The organism is Frondihabitans peucedani (genome assembly GCF_039537585.1).
GTDB classification, from domain to species: Bacteria; Actinomycetota; Actinomycetes; order Actinomycetales; family Microbacteriaceae; genus Frondihabitans; species Frondihabitans peucedani.
In genome coordinates this window covers 1-2,602 of the sequence record NZ_BAABAU010000010.1, presented here as the reverse complement: position 1 = coordinate 2,602, position 2,602 = coordinate 1, and the positions used below count along the sequence as shown (strand labels likewise).

2 rRNA genes are annotated in these 2,602 nt (G+C 54.8%); both read left to right on the top strand.

Annotated features, from left to right (window positions below):
- The first annotated feature begins 123 nt into the window (after positions 1–123).
- A 16S ribosomal RNA gene (locus ABD733_RS17290) occupies positions 124–1,645 on the top strand.
- Positions 1,646–2,136: 491 nt separating this feature from the next.
- Positions 2,137–2,602, top strand: a 23S ribosomal RNA gene (locus ABD733_RS17285); the annotation flags it as partial.

Here is a 2,602-nt window from a genome sequence, read left to right as displayed (position 1 = left end):
GGATGGTCGGGTGCTTGGTTTCTTTGAGATTGAAATGGACAACAATCGTCAGATTGTTTTGTTCTTTTGGTCAGCATCAAACTTGCAGTGGTCAGCCTATTCCGGTTGCTGCTGTGTTTTTCTTTTACGGAGAGTTTGATCCTGGCTCAGGACGAACGCTGGCGGCGTGCTTAACACATGCAAGTCGAACGATGAACTGGAGCTTGCTCCAGGGATTAGTGGCGAACGGGTGAGTAACACGTGAGTAACCTGCCCTTGACTCTGGGATAAGCGTTGGAAACGACGTCTAATACCGGATATGAACTGTGACGGCATCGTCTGCAGTTGGAAAGAATTTTGGTCAAGGATGGACTCGCGGCCTATCAGGTAGTTGGTGAGGTAATGGCTCACCAAGCCGACGACGGGTAGCCGGCCTGAGAGGGTGACCGGCCACACTGGGACTGAGACACGGCCCAGACTCCTACGGGAGGCAGCAGTGGGGAATATTGCACAATGGGCGAAAGCCTGATGCAGCAACGCCGCGTGAGGGACGACGGCCTTCGGGTTGTAAACCTCTTTTAGTAGGGAAGAAGCGAAAGTGACGGTACCTGCAGAAAAAGCACCGGCTAACTACGTGCCAGCAGCCGCGGTAATACGTAGGGTGCAAGCGTTGTCCGGAATTATTGGGCGTAAAGAGCTCGTAGGCGGTTTGTCGCGTCTGCTGTGAAATCTGGGGGCTCAACCCCCAGCCTGCAGTGGGTACGGGCAGACTAGAGTGCGGTAGGGGAGATTGGAATTCCTGGTGTAGCGGTGGAATGCGCAGATATCAGGAGGAACACCGATGGCGAAGGCAGATCTCTGGGCCGTAACTGACGCTGAGGAGCGAAAGCATGGGGAGCGAACAGGATTAGATACCCTGGTAGTCCATGCCGTAAACGTTGGGAACTAGATGTAGGGGCCATTCCACGGTTTCTGTGTCGCAGCTAACGCATTAAGTTCCCCGCCTGGGGAGTACGGCCGCAAGGCTAAAACTCAAAGGAATTGACGGGGGCCCGCACAAGCGGCGGAGCATGCGGATTAATTCGATGCAACGCGAAGAACCTTACCAAGGCTTGACATATACCGGAAACGTCCAGAGATGGTCGCCCCGCAAGGTCGGTATACAGGTGGTGCATGGTTGTCGTCAGCTCGTGTCGTGAGATGTTGGGTTAAGTCCCGCAACGAGCGCAACCCTCGTTCTATGTTGCCAGCACGTTATGGTGGGAACTCATAGGAGACTGCCGGGGTCAACTCGGAGGAAGGTGGGGATGACGTCAAATCATCATGCCCCTTATGTCTTGGGCTTCACGCATGCTACAATGGCCGATACAAAGGGCTGCGATACCGTAAGGTGGAGCGAATCCCAAAAAGTCGGTCTCAGTTCGGATTGAGGTCTGCAACTCGACCTCATGAAGTCGGAGTCGCTAGTAATCGCAGATCAGCAACGCTGCGGTGAATACGTTCCCGGGCCTTGTACACACCGCCCGTCAAGTCATGAAAGTCGGTAACACCCGAAGCCGGTGGCCCAACCCCTTGTGGGAGGGAGCTGTCGAAGGTGGGATCGGTGATTAGGACTAAGTCGTAACAAGGTAGCCGTACCGGAAGGTGCGGCTGGATCACCTCCTTTCTAAGGAGCATGTACCAGCCCGTCTGTCTACAGCGGGAACTTCTGGTCAAGTCACACCACAGCGAATGTCTGTGGGTGGCGCTCATGGGTGGAACATTGACAGTGGCCTTCATGGTGAAGGTTCTTTTCTCAGTACGACCCGCTTTGGTGGGTTTGGAACGGCGAAGAGCTGGATCGGTGGGGGCGTGCACGTTGTTGGGTCCTGAGGGACCAAACTTGCTAGCCGCGTGAGTGGTTGGCGGTTGAACTCCTCTCGCGGACCTTGAGAGGCCGGCATCACTTGCTGGTTGATCTTGGTGTCGCCCGTTTTTTGAGAACTACACAGTGGACGCGAGCATCTTGAGCTCACGAAACCTCCTTAGCGGGGTGAGTGGGTTCGAGTGCAATTTCTTCCCAACCGGTTTCACCGGTTGGGTAACGAGATAACACTGATATGCCGCGCAGATCGTTTCCGCCTTCGGGTGGGAGCGCTATTTGTTGCGGTTCTTTGTGGTCAAGTTTTTAAGAGCAAACGGTGGATGCCTTGGCATCTGGAGCCGAAGAAGGACGTAGAAATCTGCGATAAGCCTCGGGGAGCTGATAATCGAGCTGTGATCCGAGGGTGTCCGAATGGGGAAACCCCGCCAGGCGGCGTGCTGACCTGGTGACTCCCGCCTGAATATATAGGGCGGGTAGAGGGAACGTGGGGAAGTGAAACATCTCAGTACCCACAGGAAGAGAAAACAACAGTGATTCCGTGAGTAGTGGCGAGCGAAATCGGAAGAGGCTAAACCGAATCATGTGTGATAGACGGCGGTCGTTGCATGGTCGGGGTTGTGGGACGTGTTGTTCAGATCTGCCGGTCTGGAACAGTTACAGCGCAGTATAGGCGAACAGGATTGAAAGCCTGGTCATAGAGGGTGCCAACCCCGTAGCCGAAATGGTGTTGCTGGCTGAATGCGTATCCCAAGTAGCACG